The organism is Muricomes intestini (assembly GCF_004346165.1).
Classification (GTDB): Bacteria; Bacillota; Clostridia; order Lachnospirales; family Lachnospiraceae; genus Muricomes; species Muricomes intestini.
In genome coordinates this window covers 141,312-164,662 of sequence record NZ_SLZZ01000001.1, presented here as the reverse complement: position 1 = coordinate 164,662, position 23,351 = coordinate 141,312, and the positions used below count along the sequence as shown (strand labels likewise).

General features: G+C 46.4%; 26 protein-coding genes. 1 reads left to right on the top strand and 25 read right to left on the bottom strand.

Features of this window, described 5'->3' with window-relative positions; all coding sequences use genetic code 11:
* Positions 1 to 8: 8 nt before the first annotated feature.
* The 14 genes from EDD59_RS00790 to EDD59_RS00730 form a co-directional block, all read right to left on the bottom strand.
* On the bottom strand, positions 9 to 1,196 hold the full coding sequence (locus tag EDD59_RS00790) for an ABC-three component system protein (RefSeq protein ID WP_128751634.1): 1,188 nt from the start codon (positions 1,194 to 1,196) through the stop codon (positions 9 to 11).
* A gap of 61 nt (positions 1,197 to 1,257) precedes the next feature.
* Positions 1,258 to 1,437, bottom strand: a complete 180-nt coding sequence (locus EDD59_RS00785; protein WP_128751633.1) for a helix-turn-helix domain-containing protein — start codon at positions 1,435 to 1,437, stop codon at positions 1,258 to 1,260.
* A 183-nt stretch (positions 1,438 to 1,620) separates the two neighbouring features.
* Positions 1,621 to 3,270, bottom strand: coding sequence for a recombinase family protein (locus EDD59_RS00780; protein WP_128751632.1), 1,650 nt, complete (start codon positions 3,268 to 3,270; stop codon positions 1,621 to 1,623).
* A 5-nt stretch (positions 3,271 to 3,275) separates the two neighbouring features.
* Complete coding sequence (locus EDD59_RS00775; RefSeq protein ID WP_128751631.1) at positions 3,276 to 4,127, bottom strand: recombinase family protein; 852 nt, start codon at positions 4,125 to 4,127, stop codon at positions 3,276 to 3,278.
* Complete coding sequence (locus tag EDD59_RS00770; RefSeq protein ID WP_128751630.1) at positions 4,124 to 5,698, bottom strand: recombinase family protein; 1,575 nt, start codon at positions 5,696 to 5,698, stop codon at positions 4,124 to 4,126. Before EDD59_RS00770 ends, EDD59_RS00775 begins: the two co-directional genes overlap by 4 nt.
* A 124-nt stretch (positions 5,699 to 5,822) precedes the next feature.
* Positions 5,823 to 5,978: an SHOCT domain-containing protein gene (locus tag EDD59_RS17660; RefSeq protein WP_165000800.1), complete on the bottom strand. Its 156-nt coding sequence runs from the start codon at positions 5,976 to 5,978 to the stop codon at positions 5,823 to 5,825.
* An 11-nt stretch (positions 5,979 to 5,989) separates the two neighbouring features.
* Complete coding sequence (locus EDD59_RS00765; protein WP_128751629.1) at positions 5,990 to 6,361, bottom strand: recombinase family protein; 372 nt, start codon at positions 6,359 to 6,361, stop codon at positions 5,990 to 5,992.
* Between the two features lie 15 nt (positions 6,362 to 6,376).
* A complete protein-coding gene (locus EDD59_RS00760; protein WP_132377915.1) occupies positions 6,377 to 6,757 on the bottom strand; it encodes a type II toxin-antitoxin system PemK/MazF family toxin in 381 nt (126 codons plus the stop codon).
* 612 nt (positions 6,758 to 7,369) lie between these two features.
* Entirely contained in the window at positions 7,370 to 7,783 is a 414-nt protein-coding gene (locus EDD59_RS00755; protein WP_132377913.1) for a sigma-70 RNA polymerase sigma factor region 4 domain-containing protein, read from the bottom strand.
* 530 nt (positions 7,784 to 8,313) lie between these two features.
* Complete coding sequence (locus tag EDD59_RS00750; protein WP_128751625.1) at positions 8,314 to 9,159, bottom strand: undecaprenyl-diphosphate phosphatase; 846 nt, start codon at positions 9,157 to 9,159, stop codon at positions 8,314 to 8,316.
* Positions 9,159 to 9,908 (bottom strand): ABC transporter permease, encoded by a 750-nt coding sequence (locus EDD59_RS00745; protein WP_128751624.1) that lies wholly within the window; start codon positions 9,906 to 9,908, stop codon positions 9,159 to 9,161. The genes EDD59_RS00750 and EDD59_RS00745 overlap by 1 nt, the downstream gene beginning before the upstream one ends.
* Entirely contained in the window at positions 9,901 to 10,818 is a 918-nt protein-coding gene (locus tag EDD59_RS00740; RefSeq protein WP_128751623.1) for an ABC transporter ATP-binding protein, read from the bottom strand. The genes EDD59_RS00745 and EDD59_RS00740 overlap by 8 nt, the downstream gene beginning before the upstream one ends.
* A 158-nt stretch (positions 10,819 to 10,976) precedes the next feature.
* Entirely contained in the window at positions 10,977 to 11,591 is a 615-nt protein-coding gene (locus EDD59_RS00735; RefSeq protein ID WP_128751622.1) for a helix-turn-helix domain-containing protein, read from the bottom strand.
* A gap of 14 nt (positions 11,592 to 11,605) precedes the next feature.
* Complete coding sequence (locus EDD59_RS00730; RefSeq protein ID WP_128751621.1) at positions 11,606 to 11,779, bottom strand: DNA-binding protein; 174 nt, start codon at positions 11,777 to 11,779, stop codon at positions 11,606 to 11,608.
* Between the two features lie 162 nt (positions 11,780 to 11,941).
* Between EDD59_RS00730 and EDD59_RS00725 the strand changes: the two genes are divergently transcribed.
* Positions 11,942 to 12,265, top strand: coding sequence for a helix-turn-helix domain-containing protein (locus EDD59_RS00725; protein ID WP_128751620.1), 324 nt, complete (start codon positions 11,942 to 11,944; stop codon positions 12,263 to 12,265).
* A gap of 174 nt (positions 12,266 to 12,439) precedes the next feature.
* Here the strand turns inward: EDD59_RS00725 and EDD59_RS00720 are convergent, their stop codons facing one another.
* The 11 genes from EDD59_RS00720 to EDD59_RS00665 form a co-directional block, all read right to left on the bottom strand.
* On the bottom strand, positions 12,440 to 12,694 hold the full coding sequence (locus EDD59_RS00720; RefSeq protein WP_128751619.1) for a helix-turn-helix domain-containing protein: 255 nt from the start codon (positions 12,692 to 12,694) through the stop codon (positions 12,440 to 12,442).
* Between the two features lie 13 nt (positions 12,695 to 12,707).
* The gene (locus EDD59_RS00715) at positions 12,708 to 14,513 is read right to left on the bottom strand and encodes a VirD4-like conjugal transfer protein, CD1115 family (protein ID WP_206172760.1); all 1,806 of its coding nucleotides are present in this window, start codon (positions 14,511 to 14,513) and stop codon (positions 12,708 to 12,710) included.
* A gap of 24 nt (positions 14,514 to 14,537) precedes the next feature.
* A complete protein-coding gene (locus tag EDD59_RS18710) occupies positions 14,538 to 15,941 on the bottom strand; it encodes a DUF3991 and toprim domain-containing protein (protein ID WP_128751618.1) in 1,404 nt (467 codons plus the stop codon).
* 14 nt (positions 15,942 to 15,955) lie between these two features.
* Positions 15,956 to 18,541: a MobP3 family relaxase gene (gene mobP3 / locus EDD59_RS00705; protein WP_132377911.1), complete on the bottom strand. Its 2,586-nt coding sequence runs from the start codon at positions 18,539 to 18,541 to the stop codon at positions 15,956 to 15,958.
* 111 nt (positions 18,542 to 18,652) lie between these two features.
* Positions 18,653 to 19,147: a nucleotidyltransferase domain-containing protein gene (locus tag EDD59_RS00700; protein ID WP_132377909.1), complete on the bottom strand. Its 495-nt coding sequence runs from the start codon at positions 19,145 to 19,147 to the stop codon at positions 18,653 to 18,655.
* A gap of 152 nt (positions 19,148 to 19,299) precedes the next feature.
* Positions 19,300 to 19,587 carry a DUF6664 family protein gene (locus EDD59_RS00695; protein ID WP_128751615.1) on the bottom strand — a complete coding sequence of 96 codons (288 nt, stop codon included), beginning with the start codon at positions 19,585 to 19,587 and terminating at the stop codon, positions 19,300 to 19,302.
* Positions 19,588 to 19,673: 86 nt separating this feature from the next.
* Positions 19,674 to 20,087, bottom strand: coding sequence for a ribbon-helix-helix domain-containing protein (locus tag EDD59_RS00690; RefSeq protein WP_128751614.1), 414 nt, complete (start codon positions 20,085 to 20,087; stop codon positions 19,674 to 19,676).
* Positions 20,088 to 20,481: 394 nt separating this feature from the next.
* Positions 20,482 to 20,736, bottom strand: a complete 255-nt coding sequence (locus EDD59_RS00680) for a DUF6103 family protein (protein ID WP_128751613.1) — start codon at positions 20,734 to 20,736, stop codon at positions 20,482 to 20,484.
* A 16-nt stretch (positions 20,737 to 20,752) separates the two neighbouring features.
* Positions 20,753 to 21,685, bottom strand: coding sequence for a DUF6329 domain-containing protein (locus EDD59_RS00675; protein ID WP_128751612.1), 933 nt, complete (start codon positions 21,683 to 21,685; stop codon positions 20,753 to 20,755).
* A 15-nt stretch (positions 21,686 to 21,700) separates the two neighbouring features.
* On the bottom strand, positions 21,701 to 22,798 hold the full coding sequence (locus EDD59_RS00670; protein ID WP_128751611.1) for a M23 family metallopeptidase: 1,098 nt from the start codon (positions 22,796 to 22,798) through the stop codon (positions 21,701 to 21,703).
* Between the two features lie 6 nt (positions 22,799 to 22,804).
* Complete coding sequence (locus tag EDD59_RS00665) at positions 22,805 to 23,308, bottom strand: gamma-glutamylcyclotransferase family protein (RefSeq protein WP_128751610.1); 504 nt, start codon at positions 23,306 to 23,308, stop codon at positions 22,805 to 22,807.
* Between the last annotated feature and the right edge of the window lie 43 nt (positions 23,309 to 23,351).

The window sequence follows — 23,351 nt, the reverse complement described above, 5'->3', positions numbered from 1 at the left end:
AAATCACCTCAGTTCTTTAATAATTGCTCTAAACGCTCATAAAAATCAATATGCCATCCTACCCTAAGCTGATTCGCTAAGATATGATAACTGCCTCTCATTACAAATGCATCACTGCAACGATCTCTAACACGTATATCTTTTTCCTCAATTTCTCTATACAGTTTTTTGGCATTTGATACTTTAATGTCTTCCGTAACTTGATTCCCATAATCTAACAAGTCATCTTGCATTGCATAAAATGAATGTTCCCATTCATCAATGAGCCTTTTTTCATATTTGTCCAGCTCATTTGTGTATAATAATTCCTCCCTGACCCAGTTTGCTCGCTGTTGGAAAGCACGATAATAATCTCTGATTGCCATTCTCAATCTATTACTTCCTAAACAAATTAGCTTTAATTGTTCATAAAATATTTGATCATTTGGAGACAACTCTTCTAATTTGAGGTTTTCATATTCGTCCACATCAATAGGTAAATTATCGGGTGCATATTCCAATCCAACCGATACAATGTGTGAACGCACTTGACTCTGAGATATGAATATCGGTGTTTCTGAGCATAAAGCTTCTATTGTTTTCTTATACCACCAGCCTTCCAAACGTTCACATATTTTATCAATATATTGAGGAAGGCTACAATATCTAATAGCTTTTTTTATATCAGATTCAACATCGACTATATTGCTACTCTTATCAAGTATATAAATACAATCTAATAATTGCTGAATTTGCGTTTCTGGAATGCTGGTAAATGCTTTATAATAACTTTGGTGGCTTTTGTTCTGAGATTCTTCCGCAACTTTCTTTAATATATTATAAGCCAAAATAGAATTTCTTTTTTCAGATTCAGTTTTTAAATAATATGCTGCTGTGTCCCCTGGTGCTGAAGCAGTAGTTATTATCATGAATTTTGTTTTAGACAGTAAATCTGGTTGCTTTTTAATAGCATCTATCCAGACTTTTAGTGTTCTCCATATATCTGTACTTGCGTTATTTAAATCACCATAAGCCTTTACATGATGCTTGAGTTGAATCATGATTTCAGGAGTATCATCGTTTCCAAAGCTTACATCGTCAAATTTTTCAATGCTAATTTCTGATTGCTCATCATCATTATTCAATAAAAGGTACAATGCATACCTAGCCTGATAAAGATAACCTATCATTTGTTCTGATGCTTGATGGCTACCCATGATGTCACTCCCTCCACAAAAATATTCTAACCGCTCAATTTATTAGTAACATCAAGCTGTTCTATTCTGTCTTGTTTTTATTATATCGACCATCTTTGGGCTTCACCGCATCGTTGGGTATCGCCCAAGTAACCCCAAACCGAATAGCGCCCGGTATTTTTCTCTGTGCGCAAAGCACCTGTACCCGGCGTGGAGTGATTGCCCATTTTTCCGCTGCTTCTTTCGCTGTCATATAGTCCATTAAAACTATCCTTTGCCAATTAAATATTGTATATATTATATATCGTCACAGCGAACAAAGCAATTAAATCCGTATAAATTATGGAAATATTCACAGTATTATGGTGAAACGGATTGAAATATAGCAGAAATTCTGTCCAAAAGAGAAATGCCGCCAGCTTTGTGGCGGCTTATCCTGCTATTTCTATTCACTCGGCATTTCCTGTTCCATTTCCATATTGTTATCAAAAATAATCCGGATGCGGTCTGAGGATAAAACCTCCACCTTGGTGATAATTCCTTTGACTACATCATCACGATATTCTTTCAGGCTGAGATCGGTGGTTTCCATCATGTAAAGCAGCTCGTGGATTCGTGCCTGTGTATTTTGAGCGAGCATGGTTTGTTCTTGGTGTTCTCCAAGCTGCCCCTGCAACCCTTTTATCTCCGCAGCGATTTCTTCAAACTTGGCATCGAAATAATCCGCACCGGCACTGGATTTGGAGCTGAGTCCCACTAAATCCATCATCACGCTTTGCAGCTCGGCGATGCGGTTTTGGACAGCCGCTTCATTGAAGCTGTCATCATCCTGTGAACCAATGGCCAGCTGCAGGCCTGCCTTGAGGGTTTCGATAACATCGGCTTTATCCTCATCCAGCCGGTTCAGGGCGGTGATAATGGCTTGGTGTAGGCGACTTTCCTCTATGGTAGGCGATTCCTTGCAGTATTTCGTGCCGTATTCCAAGCGGTTGATGCAACGCCAGACCACCTTTTTCTTACCATTTCTCGCCCAAGTAACCCTGCGGTACTGAGTGCCGCATTCAACGCAGCAGAGAAGCTCGGTCAGGGCGTATTTGCTGCTGTATTTTCCTTTCTCGGTTTTCACAGCTTTTCTGGCCACCTTTCGCTTACCGGCTCTCCGTGCGATTTCCTCCTGCACAAGGTTGAATAAATCCCTTGAAATAATCGGCTCATGATTTCCGGTTACATAATACTGCGGGATTTCACCATTGTTTTTACGGGTTTCCTTGGTTAGGCAGTCCACCACATAGGTTTTCTGCAGTAGGGCATCCCCGATGTAGCGCTCGTTTCGAAGCATATACTGGATCACTCCCGGCGACCATTCCTCCTTGCTGGTGGGCGTGAGGATTTTATCAGCCTCCAGAGATTTCTTTATCTTTCCGATGCTTGCACCTGAGTAATAGCTTCGGAAAATCCGTTTGACGATTTCCGCTTCCTCCGGCACAATCTTTGGCTGACCGTCCTCGCCTTTTTCGTAACCTAAAATGCGGGAATATTGAAATGGCACCTTTCCGCTTTTAAAGCTCTGGCGTTTGCCCCATGTCACGTTGCGGCTGATGGATTCACTCTCTGCCTGTGCAAAGCCGCTGAGGAAGCACAGCGCCATTTCGCTGGCCATTTCCATCGTGTTGATGCCCTCTTTTTCAAAGATGATGGGAATGCCCTTTGCCTTGAGCTTTCGGATATATCCGATGGCATCCAGCGTGTTTCTGGAAAATCGGGAGACGGATTTGGTCAGCACCATATCAATTTTGCCTTTTTCACACAGTGCCATGAGCTTGAGAAATTCGGTACGCTTTTTGGCGCTGGTTCCGGTAATGCCCTCATCGGCAAAAATACCAGCCATCTCCCAATCCTTATTTTTACTGATTTTATCGGTATAATAAGCAATCTGCGCAGCGTAGCTGGATTGCTGTTCTTCCTGTTCGGTGCTGACCCGGCAGTAGGCCGCCACACGGAGCTTTCTTTTTCTGGCGTTTGGCTTGGTTAAAAGAATATTGGCGGGGATCACATCGACCTTTTTTTGTACCGGCGTTATGGTTTGTGTTTGCATGGCGGTTACTCCTTTCCAATCAGCTTTCCATTGTTCATCTGCAGCCGCAGGCTGCCGTCCGCATCAATGACCACCTGCTTGACGGTATCCTCAAATAATCGGATTGAGAAAGCCGCCAGCGGCGGATGCCCCTCAAATATCTCCAGCAACCGGCGGGTTAAGTATTCCGGCTCCCTGTCAGGGCAGACCTCATATTTTGCGGTGGCACAGCCAAATATCAGCAGCTTGATGTAATCGCTGTCCACTTCGCTTTTTTCAAGCTCCCGGTTGATTTGGTTTTCTGTCCGGGCAACATCGAGGGAATAGTTCTCCCTATGCGGTAAAGGAAGCTCCAGCAGGCTCGGCTCACTGATGATGATATTCAAGATTGCGGTTACGCTCTCCAGCAGGGCTTGGTCAGTGATGCGCTTGGGTGTGATGCGCCCCTCAGCGGAGCAGCACCACGCTTCATACTTCTTGCTTCTGCCATCCCTTGTGTACTTGGCTCCACAAACCCCACAAATCGCCTTACTGCGGATGCTGTCCAGTTCCTTGGATAAAGGCTCCCCTTGGCTTTTCTGCCCGATTAGGGCGGCTACAGCCCCGAACGTGTCGGCAGGGATAATCTGCGGGAAATCATCACTGCCGCAGTAACGTGAATTCTCCAGCATACGCTTGACCCTGTGCTTATTCCAGTCGGTGCGATTCTCCATATAGGGGATGCCTTTGGCTGTGAGGCTTTCGGCAATCCGGCGATAGGATTTCCCGGCTTGGTAATCCTCAAAAACTTGCCGTACCACAGTGGCTTCCGCTTCATGAATGCACAGCGTACCGTTTTGAATGTGATAGCCGAAAGGAAGGTATCGGTTTTTATTCATCGTCCGAACACCTCCTTGGGCAGCTGCTCGGTAAAGGCAAGACCACCGATCAGGCAGAATTTGAGTTTATCCTGCTCGGTGACAACGATCTGATTGACAATGCTGTGAAATAGGGCTTCATCAAAAGCAGTCAGGTACGGCGATCCCTGTTCCATCAGCTCAATCAATAGCTTGCAGTCGGAAATCATCTCATCGTCCGCATCGCTTTCCAGCAGTCTGCGGCGGTTTCGCTTGAGCAAATCGAGCTGCTGGTTGATTTCATTGTTTTTCTGCATAAAAACAGCAGAGTCCATGTAACCTTTCGTCCTGAGACGATTCAGTACCAGACTCTGCTTGGTGAGTTCCGCTATTTCCTTATTGATGCTTCCGACTTTTACATCGCTCATGGTGATTTTGGATTTGAGATCCATCAGCTCGTTTAAAGCGGAGGAGAGAATATAGCGGCTGTTCTGTTTTAACTTGTTGTACATTCGGATGAACGCCTGCATGATGGCATCTTCCCGGATTTGACGGATTTCGCAAAGCTCCTTGCTGCGGAAGTGCCTGTGGCATACCCAATAGGTTTTTCCATTGGTCACCCTGCGGGAGAAATTCGTACCGCATTTGCCACATCGAATTTTCTGTGAGAAAGTGTATTGCCTGCCACGCCCCTTGTTTGGATAAAGGGAGTTACGGGCTTTCATCAGCCGCTGTGCCTGCTCAAACTCCGACCGGCTGATAATCGGTTCATGGGAACCGGTGATGTAATAGCGGTCACGCTCGCCCTTGTTGCGCTTGGTTTGAAAGGGCATGGTGTCGGTGGTGTAGGATTTCTGCAGCAGGGCATCACCGATGTAACGCTCGCTTTTGAGAATATAGCTGACAGCGGTATACAGCCATTTTACCTCTCCATTTTTGCAGGGGATGCCATCTGCGTTCAGCTCACTGGCTATCTGCTCCATGCTCTTGCCGGATAGGTAGCTTCCGAATATTCTTCGCACCATCGGTGCTTCCTTGGGATTTGGAATCAGTATGTTGTTTATAAGATCGTATCCGTAGGGTGGGCAGCAACAAGTGAAATTTCCGTTTTGCATCCTACGAGCGTAGCTCCAGCGCATATTGTTAGAGATGGAGGTGGATTCCTCTTGGGCGATGGAGCTGAAGGCTCCAATCATCATCTCATCGTGCATATCCGCTGTCTTGATACCATCTTCCTCAAATTCCACCTCTACACCGAGGGCTTTCAGCTCTCGGACGGTGGAGAGGCAGTCATGAATGTTCCTCGCAAACCGGGAAACGGATTTCACAAGGATGCGGTCGATTTTGCCCTTTCTGCAGTCGGAAAGCATCCGCTGGAATTCCTCCCGCTTGTCCGACCGGGTTCCGGTAATGCCCTCATCGGCATAGATGTCCACCAGCTCCCATTCGTCATTTTCGGCAATCAGGGAAGTGTAATGCTCCATCTGCACGGAAAAGGAATTTAGCTGATCGGCGGAGTCACTGCTGACTCTGGCGTAGGCGCAGACACGCAGCTTGGGCGGTGAATATCGGTAAATGGAATTTACCGGTTCGATAACCTGTACCTGTGGCATGGCGGCACCTCCTTTGGTTTTCGTATTTTCATGTGTGACAGCTCCTTTCGTGTAAGTTCAATACCCCTTGGGTATTAGCACATACACTACCACAGAGATGCAGGGAAAGCTATCACATAATCCACTAAATAATCCGGAGCCTCGGCTTGTACTTTTCGACCACGAATTGGTCTGCAATCTGAAATTCTTCCTGAGTAATTTTGCCCTGCTCCAGAAGATAGGTGAGGAAGTTGTGCGCCATTAAATAACGGACTTCGTTTACTGGTTCTGTTTTCGTCATAGCATTTCCTCCTATCGCAATTGAAACGGCGGCCTCATAAAATCAGACAGCTTGATTTCTCCCTCCATCGGGGAGTAAATGCTGATACCGCAGCCGCTAATTGTTTGAATAAATGCTATTGTCTTTTTCATATCCCGCCCGATTCGGCTCACCGAATCCACCAACAGAATCTGAAAGCTCCCGGCTTTTGCTGATTCCAGAACAGCCTGCAGGCCGGAGCGGTCAAAGTTTAGACCACTGCCTAAATCCTGCGAAGAGCCGACAACGGTAAAGCCCATCTGTGCGGCATAGGTTTCTAATCTTTCGTATTGTCCTTTCAAAGCGCCATGTACATCCTCCGGCGCATCGATGCGGCAGTAAATCCAAGCGGATTTCTTGTCCATAAAAAATACCTCCTTTTACAAGCTCAGGCTCATTTGCGGTTCCGGCAGCAGGGCATCCAGACCGAAGCTTACGGCTAAGGCTTCATTGACCTGCTGCATCTGTGGTTCGCTCAAATGGCCTATGTACTCACGCAAGCGGGAACGGTCAATGGTTCGCACCTGCTCCAAAAGCACAAGGGAATTCTGCCGCAGCCCATACTGCTGGCTGCACAGTTGGATATGGGTGGGCAGGTGGTTTTTTTCGGTGCGGCTGGTGATAGCGGCCACGATAACGGTGGGACTGTAGCGGTTTCCAATATCATTTTGGATAATCAGTACCGGTCGGATGCCGCCCTGCTCACAGCCTACGACCGGAGTTAAATCAGCGTAGAACATATCGCCTTTATAAATACGCATTTCTCATTCCTCCTTTTTGTGAAATCAGTGTTATATCACAAGGATAAGGACAGCCGCCGATTGTGACCGGGTTTACCCGCAGGGCGGCTGTCCTCATAGTTTCTGATATAACAAAACTCTTGTTCTTCGTTTTCTGCTGCTTCTATTCGACACTACTTCCCGAAGCAGAACACCACAGGCAAAGTGCCTGCGGTTAAGGACGATTCCGTCCTTTGGGCAGTCAGCTTAAACCAGCCGTGGCTTGCGGCCGTCATGGGACTCTCACCCCCGCCGGGTTCTCCGGCGGCTGCACCCATTGCGATGTCTGTGGCTATGCAGAAGTATCATTGTAGGCTGTTCAGGTCATGGCAGGGCAATCCACCACAGATTGCTTCTCGGACGGGCATTTCTCGCTCGGCACCTTTGATGCTATCGTGTTGACGAATAGCTCTGACCTATCCGCAGATGGTCTTAGCGTGTCCTCCAAAGCCGCTTTCCCCTCATCGGAGCTGAACAGCTAACGTATTTAAGCTGCTGGATATGACCGAATAGCTCGGTGTTTTTCAAGGAACACGAGAGAGATAGAAAATCCCCCTCACTTCTATAAAGGAAAAAGTGAGGGGGTTGAGCGGGTTAATTTTCTATCAATTTGCGTAGTTTAAGCAGGATTCTTTTTTTCCTGTCGTTAATGGTCTTTTGCGGTGCAGAAATTATTGCGGAAAGCTCCCGCTCGCTTTTGCCATTGAAAAACAGTTCGTCAATGAGGAACCGTTCATCCTCCGGTAAGGATTGAAGAGCAAGCCACAGTGCCTCCATCTGTTCCTGATGAATGAGCTCGTCCACGATGTCTGGTTGAACACGGACAATAAGGTAATCAACATTGACACCGTCCTCCCTGAAGCGTTCCAGCGACAACTCGTTCTGGCGGCTAAGCTTACTCTGATAACGCTCCGCTTCCCGCTCTTTATGATAGGCACGGTAGACGGCCTCGCTAACCTCTACACGCTGCCGTTTTACTACGATTGTATATTTTTTGTTCTCTGACATATGCTTGTCCTCCAAATTTTCAAAATGTGATTGAAAACGAAGGACAAGAGGCGGTGACCGGCACCGAGGCGTTATGCGGTGGAAAACAAAAAGAGCATACCCACAGACAAAAAAGTCCGTTTGTACGCTCTTATACATTAATTCATGTTTTATCTGTTCTGTTGGTTCGTATTGATAGGCATACTTCTCCGTTGAGAAATATAGGCTTTTTTTAACGAATCACCTATGTAAATATGGGTTATGTAGATAACCTAATGTCGCTGCAGCAGATGCGCAGCGGTGCGGTATGCATTGACCAACACATGAAAAACCCCCCCAAACTTCACGGGTTTGGAGGGTTGCTTTAGAAGATCCGGGCATAGAGAAAGACCCGCCAAAGCGCCGTTTTTTTTATTCGGCGGGTGATACTTGCTATTTATGCTGATTTAAAATTAATAGATTTTAAATCATAGGGATTTAATAGTGAGTTCCTATAATACACAAAGATACACAGAAATATATGTTTGGAGCTATCGCCCAACCCCTAATGTTCATCTAATAAATGTACCAAACCCAAAATAAAGAAATACAATTATTCCGATCAAAATTCGATACCAACCAAATACCTTAAAGTCATGTTTTTTGATATAACTCATCAAAAATTTGATTACAAGTACTGACACTAAAAATGCTACCGTCATGCCAAGCCCCAGCGTTAGGGTTTCTATACCTGTAAAAGCAAACCCAAATTTTAATATTTTCAGTGCACTTAGCCCAAACATCACAGGTACAGCAAGGAAAAAAGTAAATTCTGCTGCTGCAACTCTTGACACACCAATTAGTAATGCACCGACAATGGTTGCACCGGATCGTGATGTGCCGGGGATAATGGATAGCACCTGAAACAATCCAATTATCAAGGCAGTTTTATAGGTAATATCGGATAAGTGGCGTATGCTTGGCACGCGTTTTTTATTCCATACTTCAATTACAATAAATGCAATACCATATAAAATTAAGGTTGAGGCAATCACAACCGGGGTATGGAAATGTGCTTCAATATAGTCATCAAAGAGGAGGGTTACAATAGCCCCTGGAATACAGGCGACGACCACCTTAAACCAGAGCGAAAAAGTGTCCTTTTTTACAATCGGCTGAGTTTTATCTTTGAACTGGAATGGAAACATCTCGTTCCAAAACCTTACTACAACCGCTAAAATCGCTCCAAGCTGTATCACTACAAAGAACATTTCCTTAAACGCTTCACTCATATTTAGAGTAATTAATTCGTCGACAAGCAACATATGTCCGGTACTGCTGATTGGTAACCATTCTGTGATTCCTTCCACGATACCAAGGAAAATGACCTTGAGAATTTCTATAAAATTTAGTTCCATTATTTTAAATCCTCCCCTTTGAAATATCTAAATGTTGCAAGCAGTCCAACTACACTTATTGCAAAGATGATTGCAATTGATAAAGGAATTGGATATCCAATACTTTCCAACCTTCCGTCCATTAAAAAATAGGTTGCTGTCCATGGAAACAATGCTCCCATATCTTGATTGGAAAGTGCTGCGCTACTCATAACAACCACTGCCGAAGCAATCATCGGCACCACCAGACCTTTTGTTTTTTGGGCAATAAAAGCAAAAGGGGATAGGGTGAAAAACATGAGTATATTTCCAAGGAGAAACTTTAAAAGCCAGAGCCCTGCAACGTTAAGACTGAAACTGTGCATACCAAATATAACATGATAGACTGAGAACAAAGCAAGAATACCTGCCCATGTAACAACCGTCAATAGCATAATCCAGAGAAATAGGACAAGAAATTTTCCTACAATAAAAGCTGTTCGTGAAACAGGTATTGGCAACAGCGTTTTCAACGTGTTTTCACTATACTCACGACTGAATAAATAGGCAGTTACTGTCACATAAACTATAAAGTTAATGAGCAGCATCGCATAAACCAGACTGTTATCGTAGATGTCAGCCAAGGTGAAAATTTTATTAGGATCTTCAAAATGCATCTGCAATGCTCCGGCCAGCATCATGCATGGTGTAGCCAAGACACCTAAAACACTTAAAAGCACCATCTTTGAATGCTTCAGCTTTAATAATTCACAAGTAATCAGATTAAGCAATACCACTACCTCCAATCAGTTTCGAAAAATAATCCTCTAAGTTTTCTTTGCTTTGACCAATCTTTGTTACAAGCAAACCGTTTTCCACAAATGTACGATTAATTTCTCCAAGGTTATAAGTGCAGTCAAAGATTTTGATTGTACTGCCATGTACCGAACAATCTGTAATCTGATATTTACTTTCTAATAAATTTAAAGCAACAGTTATATCAGATAACTCAAATTCAATATATCTGCGTTTTCGTTTGTGTAGTTCAGCCATATTCACTTCCTCAATCAAGCGCCCTTCGTGCATCACACCTATGAAATCTGCAATTTGCTCAATTTCACTTAAAACGTGGCTGGAGATTAAAATAGTCGTTCCTTTATCGCAACTTAGTGCCGAAAATAATGATCGTATTTCTGATATACCAATTGGGTCAAGACCGTTAATTGGTTCATCAAGAATAAGAAGCTCCGGTTGGTGCATAATTGCAGCAGCAATCCCAAGGCGCTGCTTCATTCCCAAAGAATAGTTGCCAAAGGGTTTTTTATACTCCTTTTGAAGTCCAACTATTTCTAACGCTTTATATATCTCTGTTTCATTTTCCTGTCCTCTTAAGCGTCCTAAAATCTGCAGGTTTTCATAGGCGGTCAAATTATGATAAAACCCCGGAGTTTCAATAATTGAGCCTACTTTTCGATAAATGCTATGTTCGTTTTCTCTGAAATCCATTCCAAACAATCGGATTGTTCCTGCCGTTGGCTTCACAAGTTGTAATATCATTTTCATTGTGGTAGTTTTTCCGGCTCCATTTCTGCCGAGGAGACCATAGATTTTACCCTTAGGCACGTGAAGATTGAAATTATTAACAACGGTAGATGTTCCGTATTGTTTTGTTAGATTTTTCGTTTCAATAATATGTTCCATACACATCTTCCCTTCTTTTTATTTATTGCTGTCTATGCCAGACTGCAATTTTATTATCCGGTCAAATGCGGAAAGAGGCAAGAAACCTATCATCACAACAGAAAAAAGCCCTGACACTTTTCGTGTCAAAGGCTTATTTTCAAGGGTTTATAACTTTTTTACTTCATCTGGGCGCTTTTTTTCAAAAGCAACACTTTTATTAGAAATTGTATAAACAAAAGTGCAGTTACGTAAGGCTCTTTTGCTGCAGCAAAGAAACAGATAGAAAATGCTTCAATTATAAATGAAAATTTAGCAGAAAGTCCTTGCCATTTTTCTTTTTCAATGTAGCTAAATATGAACTGAGCGATACCAAATACGATAATGATAGTAAAAACAGCCCAATAAATTGCAAGATTTATTGGTGTTGTGTCTGTAAATGAAAAAAGGTTTACAGAATGAATGTATGTACCGTCAGATTTGCCGTAAAGCGGTAAAAAAATAAAAGCAATAACTGCCAAGTCGAGTGCGGCGTTAATCAAACCAAATATTTTATGTATATTTGAACGGTTTTCGTTAACTGCAAGAGTAATCAATTCTTCTCCGGACAACAATTCATCGATAGATACCGAAAATAGTTTTGATATACTTTTTAGCGATTCTATATTTGGGTAGCCTTTACCGTTTTCCCATTTCGAGATTGCTGTTCTTGATACATATAATAATTCCGCAAGCTGTTCTTGTGTCATATCGTTCTGTTTCCGCAGCTGTTGTAGTTTTTCGTTAAATTCCATATATAATTCTCCTATTATTTATTCGCTTTCGTCCGCCCATCAGAGGGCTTTTCCGCGTTTTTTGGTATCATCCATACTCGGCTGAACCGCACTGCACCCTTAACTCTATTTTCTTCACAGAGTTTCTGCACCCAGCGCTCTGTAATATCCCATTTTTCGGCAGCTTCCCGAACAGTTATGTATTCCATATTCTTAAATCCTTTCATGATATATCTTATTGTATTCGTTTAAACGAAGAAAATCAAGATAAAAATGTTAATATTCTATTATTGTTCGTATAAAACGAGAACTATCAAAACGTTCCGCTTTCTTTACCCGAACTGTAAAATGGTGTAGGAGGTGAACGTTAAGTGAATATTATTCTAAATAATTTGGGAGCAACCATCAAACAGGCCAGAATAGCAGCCAATCTTACACAGGATGAGCTTGCCGAACGGATCGGGGTGACGGGTCGGTATATCATGGCACTGGAAAATGAACATAAACAGCCCAGCTTTGAGGTGCTATGTAAACTCATTCTTGTGCTGAACATCCCTGCAGACAATATTTTCTACCCGAAAAACCCACATACAGAGAATGAAAAAGAACAGCTGATGCGGCTACTCTCCCAATGCGATGAACGTGATCTTAAAATCATAACCGCAACGGCGAAAGCAATGCTGGAGTCAAAGTAAGTGACCATCTTCTTTTCGGAAGGATGGTCATTGTTATCTCTATCCCAATATTGTTCTTTCTCTGTGTTTAAAGAAATCCTTAGAGTGAAAGGTTCACTGCATAGGTCATGATGACACATACCATATGCCGCCAACAGGGCGCACTACTCCCTTGGTGGCAAGGTATGTGTTTTTTCATTTCACTGTAAACAGTAAACTACTCTTTCCGCCGTTTTCCCGCCAGCGCTGTTCTTTTTGCAGGTACCCGGTCTTTTCAAGGTCAGCGATGGCTCTTTGCACCGTGCGGCGTGAGAGCTTTAGGTCATTGGCGATGGTACCTATGGAAGGATAACAGGTTCCGTCCTTGTTTGCCCGATCTTTCAGGTAGCGGTACACCACCACAGCACGGTGAGGGACATTTTCAGCGTAGAGAGAGGAAAGATAGCTCAATCACGAACACCCCCTAATCGGTACGTAGAGGCATGGCAGGAGGCTCCGGCTCATGTTCCTGCACTGGAGTATGCAAAGATCCACCGCTGCGGTCGCCACCGGGTGGCTCTGGGAACTCGGCAAAGGCATCCTCATCATAGGCACAGCCTCGCTGGAGGATTTCCTGCTCCAGCTCGAAGCGGTCAGCGTAGTGAACCTTTCGGGCGGCTCGTTCATCCATCTCAAAGGGCTTTTCAAACCGGATGCCCCATTTAAGAAACAACGGTAGCTTGGTGCGCATGGGATAGCAGCCAGTCTTGGCCAGAATAAAATTGCCTTTGGGCAGGGTTTTCAGCTCATCCGGTGTCATCAGCGGTCGCTGGATCATCTGCAGGCTCTGACTTGGATCGTTTTTCCCTCTGCTGATGGAACCGGACATAACGGTCTTATTGCCAAGGGCTTTAGAGAGAATATCGGCGCTTTCCGAGTTGGGGGCAAAACCGCCGAACAGAATATCCTGACAGTTGTCGATGATGATAGCGGAACCCTCCTTGCTGTAGTTTTTCTCAAGCTGGGCAAAGGATTGGATGATGGGTACCATGCTGATGCGGCGGGAACGGCCGGCGGAGAACATCATCTCCATCGACTGGATTTTAGGGATGGTTCCGATTTCGTCTGCGAATATCATCACTCGGTTGGGGAGCTTGCCGCCGTATTCATCAGCGACTGTCAGCATCTCCCGGTAGAGCTGCAGCAGGAAGAGCGACACCATAAAATATTTCGTATTATCTTCCTCTGGCAGTACGATAAAGATGGCACACTTTTCTTTACAGAAGGTTTCCGTATCAAGAGAGCTGTCAAAGCACAGGATTTGCTCCATTTCCGAATCCAGAAACGCATTGAGCCTTGACATAGCTGTGGACAGTACAGAAGCCATCGCTTGGTCAGCGGTATTCAATGCGGCTCCCGCAAACCATTTCGCCTTATGGTCAGACGGAAGCTTATCCATCAGAAGCTGGAACTGGCTTTTATTCTTCACTGGCGAGGGAGCCAGCAAGTCCTGTATCATCTTAAACACCGATATGATGTGCCGTTTCTCCGGAGGGCAGTATTCCGCAATCAGTAAGATTACTGATGTCAATAAACCCTCGGCGGCATCATAGAAAAACGCATTTTGTCCATAGCTTGCCGAGTCCTCGCCGCTGCTGGAGATAATGGTCTTGGCGGTAATCTTGGCATACTTCTCAGCCTTGGCTTTTAAAGCGAGGTTCTCCGGATTTTCCATATAGGCATCCATATAGCGGTTGACCAGCTGCAGGATGTTATCGCCATCCGAGCGGGTGGGGTTACGCAGATCCAGCACCGATATTTTGTAGCCGTAGTAATCCTTTGCAATGCCTGCGTAATTGCGGAACAGATCCCCCTTGGTATCGGTGCAGAGGAAGCTCATGCCGGATGCACAGGCGTATTCGATGTTGGGGTAGAGAAAATTAGCGGTTTTACCTACACCGGCAGCACCGATCATCAGGCAATGAATGTCGCCGTCATCAATCAAGGCAGTGGTAGCGCCTGCTTTCTGCTTGCAGCCCACCACAAGCCCCTGCAGGGCGGGCAGATTTTGCCCACGCCGCCATTTCTCCGGCTTATAGGGTACATGGGCGTATGTCCGTTTGATTTCACTTTCTGTGGCAAAACGGGCGGTACCATGCTGACCGTCACCTACGGTCTTGGATTTGATACCGTTTAAGGTATAGTAATGTGCCAGCAGGGAAATGAAGCCGATGACAGCAAACATCCCCAGCCCAATTACAATTAAGGTTACAATTTGTGTTGTCTGCATAGAGAATTCCTTTCCGATAGGCGGCTATGATAAGCACAAGCCGCCTTGCTTTTGTTTCTTTTCTGCCGCCTTCTGAATGGAAAGCTCCGCAAGGACAGCGCCCTTTAAGCATTCGGACGCCAGCTGCTCGAAACTCTCCCCACGGCTTTTCTTTTCGCTCTGTGTTTCTATTTGGGAGCATGAAAAAAGCGGCATCAGAAAGTTTCCAATGTCGCTTAGTTTGTTTTCCAGCCTGCCACGGTTTTGATAGGCTTTGAAGCTGTATTTTAATCTGCTTTCCACTGTAGACAAATCCCGGCAGTAACTGATGCGCTTGTATTCCTTGGCAGCAGCCAGCACAGAGAGACCAGCCAGTTCCACCAGTGCATTTTTCCTCTGCTGTGGATTGCCTCGGCAGTTTTGCAGTGTTTTCCGAAACACATCAACGGAGCAGTCGGTACCTTGATATTCCCATGTGAATTTACTAATTTCTTCACATAGCTCATCACGAAGTAACAGTTGCGGATGTTCCTCAGCAGGAATGGGTGTGAAACCGTGCTGTGCTTTCAAATCCTCATTCCAGTCTTTATATTTGGATTGCGCCTGACCTACTGCAAACTGCCCATGTTCCATTAAAATATCATAGATGCGCTCAGTAGCCTCAATACCTGCCGCATCATGATCGAGACATAGAATCACATGGTCAAGTTGCGGATACAACTTCAGCAGATTCAGGATAGGCTGTTCCGACACACCGTTTAACGCCACATAGCTGGCATTCTTCCAGTTCTGCGGATGTAGGCTGATGTATGACAGCAAATCAATTGGCGCTTCAAAAACAAACAGCGTATGGGGATAGGGATTTTTAGAAATATAATGAAAACTGTAGACCGGATTGCTGCCCTCTACATTGATGCGAAAGCTGCTGCCGGTCGCCGTACTTTTCTTATGGGCATGACGGGCAATGCCTTTTTCATCGAAGCCCACAAACACGGCATTGTGGTATTCGGCATCCTCAAACAGCAGCCTTTCTCTGGCAAACTCAGACAGCACCTCCCGGCTGATGCAGCGCTGCTTGATGAGATAAGCAAATACCCGGCGCATATCGGTATGCGCTAGCGGCAAAACGAACGGCTTTCGCTGTTCTGACTCACTGCTTTTGCTGTGCTGCCGGTATTCCACACCTTGCTCACCACCCAGCAGCAGGCTGACCGCCTCCGGAAAAGATAGGTTGTATAGCCGTTTGACAAGATCGATAGCATAGCTACCCTCCTGAGCGGAGTGATCGTACCAGCGGTTTCCACGGACAGTAATACTACGATCTCTGGCCAGCCGTTTATCTCTGCCGGAGGGCAGGAGTTTTTCACCCTGCCTCTGGAGAAAGTCCACCAGATCCACGGAGTTGGCTCGTTCCTTTTGCTCACCTGTAAAATAGATATAGCCTGACACAAAAAAACCTCCCATCATAAATGAATTTGCTGCGGCTCATGATCGTCACGCTTGTGACCCTGCGCCTGCTTTTTCTCCTGCAGCTTCCGTCTGCGCTTGCGGTCGATATGACCGGCTGTGATTCCTACGGTTCTACGGTAATCCTCCCAGAACAGATTTTCCAGCCGATGCATCAGCCGGGTGGCGGCCAGTAGCACCGATGGATTGCGATAGCTGTTGATGTTGTCAATCAGATACTGCGCATAAACATTGCCCTGCGCCGCAGACAGCCTCAGCCAGTAAAGACTCTTTTCCTTATCACGGAGAACATCCCCATCATAAAAATACAGCTTGCCAAGGGCATACTGTGCAAACTGGTTTCCCTGTTCAGCGGAAGCGATAAGCCAGCGGATGGCGGCTCCCATATCCTTGGGAACATCTTCACCAAGAAGATAGAGCTTGCCAAGCTGATAGGCGGCGTACTCATTTTTCTGTTCTGCGGCAGCAGTAAACATCGCCACCGCTTTTGGAATATCTTTCTCCACATGAGTGCCATCCCGGTACAGCTTTCCGAGAGCATACTGCGCTCCGGCGTTTCCGGTCTCTGCGGCTTTGGTCATCCACGCTATGGCCTGTGCAGGGTTTCCGATGTCGGTTTCCAGACACACCTTCCCCAGCAGATATTGAGCGTTCACATTTCCAAGCTGCGCCGATTTCTCCAGATAGGAAACTGCAGCTTGTGCATCCTTTTCTGTACCGGTTCCGGTATAAAGCATCTGACCGAGGCGGTATTGCAGCTTATCATCATGGCTATCCTTTTCCAGACGATAAAACCCGGAAAAGGCGGCTTTGAAATGCTTATTGGAAGCAGCGGCATCTACCGATGTGCCGACACCGTCACGGTACATTTTAGCAAGTTCATAATCTGCATAGGGGTTGCCCTGATCGGCGGACAGGGTATAGAGCCGGAGCGCCTGTGCATAATCCTGTAACACACCTTGCCCACGATAGTAAAGACTGCCAAGGGAATATTGGGCGTATTTATGATTTTTCTCCACCGCCTGTTGAAACCATGAGGCCGCCTGTCCATAGTCCTGTTCAGTTCCGAGACCGGCGGCATACATCTTGCCGATGCGGTATTCCAGATAGGGTTTGGGCTTTTCTTTTTCTGCGGATAAAAAGGCAGCCAGCGCTTTTTCATACCATTCGTGAGCGGCCTGCAGATCAATCTCACGGCCTAAGCCATCGGCGAACATTCTGCCGAGATCATGCATGGCAAGAGCATTGCCGGATTGCGCTTCCAGCAGGAACAGGTTGTATGCCTTATCAAAATCCTGTGACACATCCTCGCTGCCGTAGAGATATTTCCTCGCCTGCTTGTATTGCTCGCTCCACTCGGCACGAAAGATCACATCGTCAGGCTCCATGAAGGCTTCCTCAGGCTCATCATCTGCAGGCTCTGTAAGCTCCGGTTCCGGTGCATCTTCATCCTCAAATGAAAAATGGTGACCACCCAGCTTTAACGCTTCGGCGATCACCATGTTTTTAATGCTCTTAAATTGTTTCTGCTGCGAGAGTGGAGGAAGGGTCGGCAGCTTGTTGGTGTAAGTCTTGAGGATTTCATTTTGCCAATCGTTCCATGCTCGATATAGCTTATCGATCCGTTCCTCCTTGGCAAGCTCATCTACAATGCGATCAATAATAGCTTTCACATCTGCCTTGAGGTATCCGTACACCTTTTTGCCGCCTGTGTTTTGAAGCCGTTTTGATAACAACAGCAGATCCGCTTCGATGGCTTTGTTTTCGCAGACACAATCCTGCACCTGTGAAAGCAGCTCGGCCAGCACATCGGCAGCACCCTGCTTGAGCTGGCTGCGGGCTTCGTTCTGATGTTCATAAATATGGGCAAAGTCCTGACGGAAAATATCATGCGCCAGTTCAGAGCGCATGGCTTCAATGGCAGGCTCGGTGAGAAAGCCATCATTGTCCTTGGAGGAGTAAACCATGAGATGCACATGAGGATGGTGGCTTTCATTATGAAAGGCAGCGTACCAGCGGAGGTTCTCGCTGTCTATTTTCATATGCTTGCAGAGCATGGCTTTTTTGCTGCGCAGTAAATCCTGCCACTGCCTGCCGCTATCGTATCCGATCCTTGCAGCATCCTCCCTGCGCAGGCTGATGACATGAGTCCAGACAGCGCCCTTGTGCTGGCACACATCCTCCTGCACCTGCGCCAGCACCACCGGCACTCCCGCATCGGTGAACAAACCATGTTCGCCGATGCGCTCCACACGGGGGCGGCCTGCGATGTACTCCACATAATTTTCCCGCTTGCCAATGAGGTTGAGGTTCTGCTCCAATGCCAGGGAGATAAACTCGGTAGCGTTGCCGATGGTGGGGCTTTCGCAGTAGTCGGCATATTCCAGCATATCCTTGGCAGTAGGAATATCCCGGATTAGCTGCCCGATGAGTTGCCGCTGTTTGACCGTCGCCGGTAGCAGCAGCTTGCTCTCGTCAATTTTTTCTACACCCTCACGGGTTCCGATGTACTTCACATAATTTTCGAGCTGGGCTGGCGGTGCATCCCGCATATATTGCGAGGTAAATATGATTTTCGGCATGGAGACCTCCTTTCTATTTTGGGCAAAAGAAAAGAGCGACCACGTGGTAAATGATCGCTCTTAGGATTGAAAACAATTATGTTAGATATTCGACAAATTGGGATTTGTCAGTTACTTGTATTCACTCGGAACAGGAATATTAAATCTCTCGCACAATAGTTTTACATCATGTATATCATTTTCATCATGCTCATAGCCCAGATGAAATAACACTTGATTTTCAGCATCAATACATCTGACCATTTTATCGCCTATTTTCCCAATACCACTAAATACTTTTGGAGGATATGCTTCTCCTTCAAAAACAATGTATCCTTGTTCGTTGAACTTAAATATATGAAGGTCAATTATCCTATCTTTAGTATCCTTCCAAACCGTGTGAGATGTGGTGGTATATGCTTCTGTAACTTCAACAAAAGCTTTTTCTTTTAATATCTCAACAAACTTTTTACTATTACTTTCTTCCACAAATATATCAATGTCGTTGTGTGCTCTTGTTTCTTCTTCTAATAATGCATCTACTCCCCAACCGCCATCAATCCATATGTTAATTCCATTTTCTTCAGCGTATGTTATTATCTCAATGGCATCAGTTTTACTTACCATGTAATCCCTCCGTTCAAATTCCTGTTTATCTTTTTTGTTGAATTTATGTTTTTTTATAAGATATTATATCATTTAATCCTAAAGAAATCATTAAACAGTTTTGTCTATGTAAAACAGCCCCTGCTTACGCAGAGGCCGCCCACCTATGTTCCTTACAGTACACCCAGCTTTTTCAACAGCTCCACGCAGTCTTTTGCACCCTGCACATAGAGGTGCTGGCACTCATGGTCGGCAATCAAATTGGTTTTCTGAAAATAATCGGTGAGAATTTTCTGCTGATCCGCCGGTAGCGTTTTGACAATCTCACGAGCTTGAGAGCTGAGAGCCATCACCTCAGCATAGAGCTGCTGTTCGCTGTCATTGAGGGTTTCCTTGCGTTTGCTGATTGTAGCTTCCGTCAGTTCACGGATAGCTGTTTCAAAGATTTCATTTTTCTCCATTGCACTTTTACCTCCTTTCGCAACACACCATAAACGAATGTATTTCCATAGTCCATACCCAAAAGAAACAAATAATTCCTATCATTTTAGGTTCGCCGCTTTTGGTAGTTATATGCATCCTCGAAATCAACCGCACCGTTGATCCTTTTTACTTCTTCCACACATTTTAAGTGTAGGCTTTGGAGCGCATGCTCGTCAACGGCGTGAGTATATGCCACCACATGAGAGAGCTTGGACAGCTCTGTGGCTATTTTGAAATCCATTCTGGCCAGACGGTTTTCCGTGTCCCGGATTGTGCCGGTGAGGACGGAGGATAGGCTTTGCAGCAGATAGTTTTCAATTTTTTTCGAGGTGAGATACCCACAATAAAACTTCAGCGCCTCGGTGACGAATTCATTTCGGGATTTCACATTGGCCTGCTCCAGTAGCTCATCGCATCGATCCAGCACTTCCTTTTCAATATAAAAGCCGGTGCGGACTTTTTTCGGTTCCTTTGCCATAATGCCTCCTTTTCTCTGTGGTTTTTGCCCCGGTATGCAGAGTAAGCCCCGCAAATGCCCGGTTTCCCTTGCTTTTTTCTGAACACAGCATAACAAATCGGAGGTCTGGGCGGAAAGTTATGTCACTTTGCAATCCCCGAACGGCTTTGCCGGTCGGTGTTTTCCGGGTTTATGCTGCCAAAGCAGCATAAACCCTTTAACCTGCACAACTTTCGACCCTACCGGAACGCCCTCATTCTGAGGGTTCATCGCTTCATCCGGGGCTTTCTTACATTCTCTCCACACGGGCGCAACGTGGGGTGACAGCTGTCGATAGGTATCAGGATGCCACCCTGTCTGCCAAAAGGCCACACAGGGCAACACAGCCGCCCACGCGCGCGGACAGCGTTCCTGCCTACGCCAGCCTGTTGTCAGAACCACCTGCCACAGCAGGGCGAACCGGTCTTTTGGGCTTGGGTTTGGCAGCGGCCTCACGGGAGAGCTTGTCATCAATGTATTCACGGGTGGCCTGCGGAACGTGCTTTTCATAGAGCTTCTGGACGGTATCCTCCAGCTCCGTCTGCAAATCCGTATCCTTTTTACCCATGTGATAGGTCAGGGCATCCAGTTTGTCGCTGTCAAAGCTGACAGTCAAGGTTGCTTTTTTCATTGTACTTTCCTCCATTTCATAATTTCATTTCGGGTGACTGAGGGGGTGCATCGTCCTCTTGAGTGACCCATGTTTCATAATCTGATACCGGGCAGTATCCGGCAAGCATGGACGAGAATTCCTCCAAGCGGCGGGGTTTCACCTTGTCCAGATCCATCTGCAAACCGTAGTAGCCGTTGTAAACCTTGATCACCTCGGCATCCAAAACATCAGCCCATGCCTCTTTTCCAGCATCGGTCAGAGTATGCTCATCAAGCTCCACAATGGTGGCGGGCTGCACTTCCACATCCTTGTGCAGCAGATGAATATCCTCCCAACGGATGTGGAGAATATCTTTCAGTTTGCTGATCGTTGAGGGTTCTTCCAGCAGCTGCTCCGGCTCCGATTCATCCGGATGACCGCCGTACTGCGGACAGAAATTGAGGTAATAGCACACGTCAATGCTACTATCACCTAACTCAACATTGGCTACTTCCTCTCGCTCATGGAGCATATCCAGCAGGGTGTCCATATTATTAAAATCATGCTTGAAGCCGGTTTGCTGTGCCAGCTCATCAAAGCCTATAATCCAGTTTCCCTCGGTCGTATTCTGAGTCCCAGTTGTCACGATGTAATCCGCTGTGATTGTCATCAGTTCGTTGAGACGCTGCAATGCCGAGGAGGTCAGAGCGGAAATATTGGGAACATAGGAGGCATATCGACAGTAGCCGTAGCCCTCCGATTCCACCAGCAGTCCGTCATTTCTGCCCTCGCCGGTGAGCAGCAGGCAGTGATACACGCCGCTGCTGTCGCAGTGCATCTGCTCTATATTTTCCTGAATAAAGGTATAATCCCGTATGGGATTTTTGAGGACATCCTCAAAGACTTCTGCGGGAAGCCGGAGGGTTTTCGATACTTCAAAGCTGCGCAGATCAAAATCTGAGGGTTTGCGTTCAAAGATTGCTTTCATATTACGCCGCCTCCTTTACGGCAAAAACTGTCTTGGGTTTACTTTCTTACCGCCGATGCGCACCTCCAGATGAAGGTGGTTTCCGGTGCTTCTTCCGGTACTGCCTACGGCAGCAATCACATCGCCCTGTTGCACCGTCTGCCCGGAGCGAACATATACCTTGGAGCAGTGAGCGTATAAAGTGACCATGCCGTCGCCGTGGTCGATGGCCAGATGATAGCCGTAGCTGCTACTGCCGGAGTTTTTCACATAGCTGACCACGCCGGTACGGGCAGCCTGTATGGGTGTGCCTTTGGGTGCGCCCATATCCAGTCCGGAGTGACCCTCGCCACCGCCGCCGCCGAAAGGATTCGGCCTCCAGCCGAATTCCGAGGTGACCATGCTGCGCCAGTTAGCTCCTAAGGGGCTGGCAAAGTCGCCGCCCCCGGTGTAAATCTCACCGTCAAACACACCGCCAGACCATTCATCCTCGCCGATGCTTCCATCTCTCGGCAGGCCGTGACCATAAAGCACACGGCTGTAAATTTGCGCTGCATTCACCTTGTTTTCCTCTGTGATGGTTCTGCCAAGCGAGCTTTCAAGATTTCCATATATCTCATTCAGATCTGAAATGGAGATTGCCACGGTGTAGGTTTCCTCTGTTTCATTACCATCCGCATCGGTGACAGTGCGGGTGCGTTCCTCGTACCGAACAAAGCAATCCGCAAAGGCTCGGTAGTCGGCGGCGTTCATTCTCAGGTTTTCAGCGCCGAAAAACAGAGAGTAAAAAATAGCTTTCATGCGGGCGCTGTCGATGCTGCCGCTTACCACCATAGGCGTAATCTCCGACACAGCACTGTCCAAATCGGAGAAGCTGCCCCGCATATCCTCGATGTAATTTCTGTAGTCGGCTGGCATCTGCGAGGTGATATTGCCTCCGTGAAAGGTGAGATCCACAGCGGAATTGTTGTGTTCTGCAGTAGCAGACAGCAGGCTCATAATCATGACGATAATTAAAATAAACGGGGTAAGAATGGCGGCGATGACCACACCGACCGCTTTCCATGTCCGTTTGTCGGTTGCGGCGGCGATTGCCGCTTTCAATGCAAGGGTAATGGTTGCCGGGTCTGCCATGAGGGATCACCACCATTTCTGTTCCCAAAGGCTGAACTGTGCATCCTCCTCAGCCTGCTGCTCCTGTGCCAGCCGGATGGATTTCTCCACCGCCTGATCCAGAAAATCCGTATCAAAGCCTGCGGTTTCGTAGCCCTCGGCGATGGTGTGGAGATAAAAATCCGAGGGTGCGCCGAACTCTCTGCCGTCATTCATGATGTAGACCATCGCATTCACCGGCTTGCCGTTCAGCTCCACCTCCAGCATTTCCTTGCGGTAAAAATTCGGATAGCCCTCGTAACGGTCGAGGAAAAGTTCATCCTGCGGCCTAATCTTCCATAAAAGAACAGGCACAGAGCTGCCCTCCAGTGGTTCAATGGTAGCTACAGCACCACGCCTGCCGCCACGGAACAACAGCTCATATCCTTTGACCTCGCTTGTTCCCACCACCTCAGCGGTGGGGCAGCGGAATGCCATCTGTGGCAGATTCAGGTTGCTACCATAGGCAATATATAAGCGGTTCTTTGTCATATTTTTCTCCTTATATTCACATACGCAATCGAGTAGGGGAGAT

Bases quoted from the DNA above. Each gene is read 5' to 3' on its own strand.
- EDD59_RS00790 (WP_128751634.1), bottom strand. From the start codon at position 1,196: ATGGGTAGCCATCAAGCATCAGAACAAATGATAGGTTATCTTTATCAG.
- EDD59_RS00785 (WP_128751633.1), bottom strand. From the start codon at position 1,437: ATGGACTATATGACAGCGAAAGAAGCAGCGGAAAAATGGGCAATCACT.
- EDD59_RS00780 (WP_128751632.1), bottom strand. From the start codon at position 3,270: ATGCAAACACAAACCATAACGCCGGTACAAAAAAAGGTCGATGTGATC.
- EDD59_RS00775 (WP_128751631.1), bottom strand. From the start codon at position 4,127: ATGAATAAAAACCGATACCTTCCTTTCGGCTATCACATTCAAAACGGT.
- EDD59_RS00770 (WP_128751630.1), bottom strand. From the start codon at position 5,698: ATGCCACAGGTACAGGTTATCGAACCGGTAAATTCCATTTACCGATAT.
- EDD59_RS17660 (WP_165000800.1), bottom strand. From the start codon at position 5,978: ATGACGAAAACAGAACCAGTAAACGAAGTCCGTTATTTAATGGCGCAC.
- EDD59_RS00765 (WP_128751629.1), bottom strand. From the start codon at position 6,361: ATGGACAAGAAATCCGCTTGGATTTACTGCCGCATCGATGCGCCGGAG.
- EDD59_RS00760 (WP_132377915.1), bottom strand. From the start codon at position 6,757: ATGCGTATTTATAAAGGCGATATGTTCTACGCTGATTTAACTCCGGTC.
- EDD59_RS00755 (WP_132377913.1), bottom strand. From the start codon at position 7,783: ATGTCAGAGAACAAAAAATATACAATCGTAGTAAAACGGCAGCGTGTA.
- EDD59_RS00750 (WP_128751625.1), bottom strand. From the start codon at position 9,159: ATGGAACTAAATTTTATAGAAATTCTCAAGGTCATTTTCCTTGGTATC.
- EDD59_RS00740 (WP_128751623.1), bottom strand. From the start codon at position 10,818: ATGGAACATATTATTGAAACGAAAAATCTAACAAAACAATACGGAACA.
- EDD59_RS00735 (WP_128751622.1), bottom strand. From the start codon at position 11,591: ATGGAATTTAACGAAAAACTACAACAGCTGCGGAAACAGAACGATATG.
- EDD59_RS00730 (WP_128751621.1), bottom strand. From the start codon at position 11,779: ATGGAATACATAACTGTTCGGGAAGCTGCCGAAAAATGGGATATTACA.
- EDD59_RS00715 (WP_206172760.1), bottom strand. From the start codon at position 14,513: ATGCAGACAACACAAATTGTAACCTTAATTGTAATTGGGCTGGGGATG.
- mobP3 (WP_132377911.1), bottom strand. From the start codon at position 18,541: ATGCCGAAAATCATATTTACCTCGCAATATATGCGGGATGCACCGCCA.
- EDD59_RS00700 (WP_132377909.1), bottom strand. From the start codon at position 19,147: ATGGTAAGTAAAACTGATGCCATTGAGATAATAACATACGCTGAAGAA.
- EDD59_RS00695 (WP_128751615.1), bottom strand. From the start codon at position 19,587: ATGGAGAAAAATGAAATCTTTGAAACAGCTATCCGTGAACTGACGGAA.
- EDD59_RS00690 (WP_128751614.1), bottom strand. From the start codon at position 20,087: ATGGCAAAGGAACCGAAAAAAGTCCGCACCGGCTTTTATATTGAAAAG.
- EDD59_RS00680 (WP_128751613.1), bottom strand. From the start codon at position 20,736: ATGAAAAAAGCAACCTTGACTGTCAGCTTTGACAGCGACAAACTGGAT.
- EDD59_RS00675 (WP_128751612.1), bottom strand. From the start codon at position 21,685: ATGAAAGCAATCTTTGAACGCAAACCCTCAGATTTTGATCTGCGCAGC.
- EDD59_RS00670 (WP_128751611.1), bottom strand. From the start codon at position 22,798: ATGGCAGACCCGGCAACCATTACCCTTGCATTGAAAGCGGCAATCGCC.
- EDD59_RS00665 (WP_128751610.1), bottom strand. From the start codon at position 23,308: ATGACAAAGAACCGCTTATATATTGCCTATGGTAGCAACCTGAATCTG.